Origin of the sequence: Treponema sp. UBA753 (assembly GCF_002297325.1) — a bacterium.
Classification (GTDB): Bacteria; Spirochaetota; Spirochaetia; order Treponematales; family Treponemataceae; genus Treponema_D.
Genome location: NZ_DBKJ01000117.1, coordinates 1 through 2,760, shown reverse-complemented (window position 1 = coordinate 2,760; position 2,760 = coordinate 1). Strand labels below are relative to the sequence as shown.

Below are 2,760 nucleotides of genomic sequence, written 5' to 3'. Positions count from 1 at the left end.
TTACGAATACTTTTGATTCTGGCGTCCAGTTTTCTGTTCCGTCAATCGAAGCGGCAGGAATTTTTACAAAGTTTTCAGAAACCTGCCCGCTGCTACTAGCGCCGCTTTCAGAACAATTATTTGAGTCATCATCATCACTGCTGCATCCTGCAAACGAAAATGCCAAAGCAAAAACCGCAAATATAGACAAAATCTTAGTAATCTTTTTCATAAACTTGCCCTTAAAAAGGAATTCTGCTAAAAAAATTCAGCAACGCTCATTTTACCCCCCCCTAAGTTTTGTCAAGTACTTTTGAAAATTTTTGAATAAAAAAACAAAACTTGCCTTTTTAGTAAATTTCAAGTATTATTTTTTAGAAGGCTTCTATTTTTTAGGAGTTTTCCACACACACAAACCGAGGTATTTTATGGCTTACAAAATTTCATCGGAATGCATCAACTGCGGAGCGTGCGAAGGCGAATGTCCTTCAGAAGCAATCAGCGAAGTAAACGACAAGCGTCAGATTAATGCTGACAATTGCGTAAGCTGCGGATCATGCGCTTCTGTATGTCCAGTTGGAGCAATTTCAGAAGAGTAACAGCCAAAAGCTGTTAAAACACAAGGCTGTTCAGGAACATTTTCTTGAGCAGCTCTTTTTTTTATGAAGAAAAAACTTTTTTTTATTCTAGGAACATTTTTTTCACTTTTTTACGTGCAGGCTCAAAGTTTTCCGCAAATTCCGTCCTTGGAATCGCGCGACTTTCTTTTTTCCCAGTATCAGCAGGAAGTCCAGCAGTGCCAGAAAGATTTTTTCAAGTCAAACACAAGTGTTCCAACTTTCTATTCATACAAAGCAAAAAAAGGCGACACAATTTTCACCGTGGCGGCAAGATGCAGCGTCTGGCAGGAAGCTTTGTCAACCGCAAATTCAATAGAAAACAGCGCAGAACTTCTTGAAGGCAAAACAATAGTTCTTCCTTCCGCAAACGGACTTTTTATCCCTGAATCCCCTGCCACTTCCATTGAATTTTTGCTTGCAAGCGAGCATAAAGAAAGAATCTTTCAAGAATCTTTTGCAAAATACAAAATAAACGGAAGATTTTTCTATTTTATTCCCGGCGAAAGATTCAGTCCGGCTGAACGTGCATATTTTTTAAATCCTGGAATGTCAATGCCGCTAGAAAAAAGCATTCTTACTTCCGGCTACGGAAAAAGACAAAGCCCCATAACCGGCAGATGGCAGTTTCACAAAGGAATTGACCTTGCAGCTCCGGAGGGAACAACTGTATTTGCCTGCAAGACTGGAACTGTAAAATCCGTGGAAAGAGGAAACAGAATCTACGGAAACCACATCATAATTTCCCACGCAGGCGGAATGGAAAGCACCTATGCACATCTTTCAGAAATCCTAGTTGAAGAAGGAGAGGCGGTTTCAACAGGGCAGAAAATCGGCAAAGTCGGAACAACAGGACTTTCAACAGGTCCGCACCTTCACTTTGAAATAAAGCAGAACGGCTCTTCATTAAATCCCGGAAAATACTTAAAATAAAAGAAATTACACTAGAAATATAGAAGATTTAAGATTATAATATCAACATGAAATCTTGCATTGGCAGGAAAAACAAAAAAGTTTTCTCTTTGATGCTTTTGGCTTTATGCGGAATTTTTATGTTAAAAGCCGAGCCTTTCCGTGTGCGCAAGACAAATTTAATAAGCATAGACTCACTGTTTGAAAAAAAATCAGTTGAAGCCGGTGTAAACGATGCAATTGTAATAAAGCTTCCAGAAGACAAAACTTTTATAGAAGGAATTGAAATTTCAATAAAAGTTCCAAAAATAGTCGCTGAATGGCGGGACTCCGTTGCCTGGTCGTTGTATTCAGGAATTTCACCAGTTCCAGATGCCAAGCTAATTGACTATAACGGAACAAGAGCGGAAGTCGGAACGTTCGCTGAAAGCCTAAGTTTTAATATAAAAGTTCCAACAAAGAAAAACCATTCAATAAAAAACGATGCATATTCGTACATGGCGCAGATGATTCCTGCAAATGCCGACGGATTTTTGTTTTTTAGGCTTCAGCTTGCAATGAAAGGTTCAAGCGATTCCATTTCAAAGTCAAAATTCAGCGTGTGCGCATATCCGATTCTTTCAAATGAAGGGAAAATTTCTCTTGCCATAAATTCAGCGGAAGACGAGGAAGCAAAGGAATTCACAGTTTTTGTTGACGGCAAGCAGTCGGAGCTTGGAAAAAAAGACATTCTTGTTCCAACAGGAAGCCACAACATAAACATTGTAAGCGACTCTTACCGCAATGAAGTGCGCACAGTAAGCGTTGAGCAGGCAAAAACTTCAAATATTGAAATTTCACTTAGGGAAATAAAGCCAATAATCAGGCTTATTGCTCCAGAAGGCACAAAGATAACATTCGACAATAACGAATACACAGCTCCAGTAGAACAGTTCTACACAACGAGCGGCGACCACACCGTAAAATTCATTGTGGGTGATTACGAAATAACAAAGGCAGTTTCCGCATTGGACGGCCGAAGCTACAACATTTCGCTAAACATTGACGCGATTATTGAAGAAACAGATGAATAAATCCTCTGACAATATTTTTAAATGCATAAAAACAAAAGGAATACTTCCTAAGAGGCTAAGTAAGTATCCCTAAGAGCCTAAGCAAGTATTCCTAAGAGCCTTAGGAAGTATCGCTCAGGGTCTTAGGAAGTATCGCTCAGGGTCTTAGGAAGTATCCCTCAGGGGATTAGGAAGTATCA

General features: G+C 39.5%; 4 protein-coding genes. 3 read left to right on the top strand and 1 reads right to left on the bottom strand.

What is annotated here, in order from left to right:
* Positions 1 to 211, bottom strand: a 211-nt coding sequence (locus B4C08_RS09400) for a hypothetical protein (protein WP_296664799.1), incomplete at its 3' end; no start/stop codon positions are given.
* A 196-nt stretch (positions 212 to 407) separates the two neighbouring features.
* Between B4C08_RS09400 and B4C08_RS09395 the strand changes: the two genes are divergently transcribed.
* From B4C08_RS09395 to B4C08_RS09385, 3 genes are all read left to right on the top strand, one after another.
* Positions 408 to 578: a DUF362 domain-containing protein gene (locus tag B4C08_RS09395; protein ID WP_295800523.1), complete on the top strand. Its 171-nt coding sequence runs from the start codon at positions 408 to 410 to the stop codon at positions 576 to 578.
* Between the two features lie 63 nt (positions 579 to 641).
* A complete protein-coding gene (locus tag B4C08_RS09390) occupies positions 642 to 1,529 on the top strand; it encodes a LysM peptidoglycan-binding domain-containing M23 family metallopeptidase (RefSeq protein WP_296664796.1) in 888 nt (295 codons plus the stop codon).
* 47 nt (positions 1,530 to 1,576) lie between these two features.
* Entirely contained in the window at positions 1,577 to 2,581 is a 1,005-nt protein-coding gene (locus B4C08_RS09385) for a hypothetical protein (protein ID WP_296664793.1), read from the top strand.
* The last annotated feature ends 179 nt before the right edge of the window (positions 2,582 to 2,760 follow it).

Coding starts and splice junctions, on each gene's coding strand:
- B4C08_RS09395 (WP_295800523.1), top strand. CDS start 408: ATGGCTTACAAAATTTCATCGGAATGCATCAACTGCGGAGCGTGCGAA.
- B4C08_RS09385 (WP_296664793.1), top strand. CDS start 1,577: ATGAAATCTTGCATTGGCAGGAAAAACAAAAAAGTTTTCTCTTTGATG.
- B4C08_RS09390 (WP_296664796.1), top strand. CDS start 642: ATGAAGAAAAAACTTTTTTTTATTCTAGGAACATTTTTTTCACTTTTT.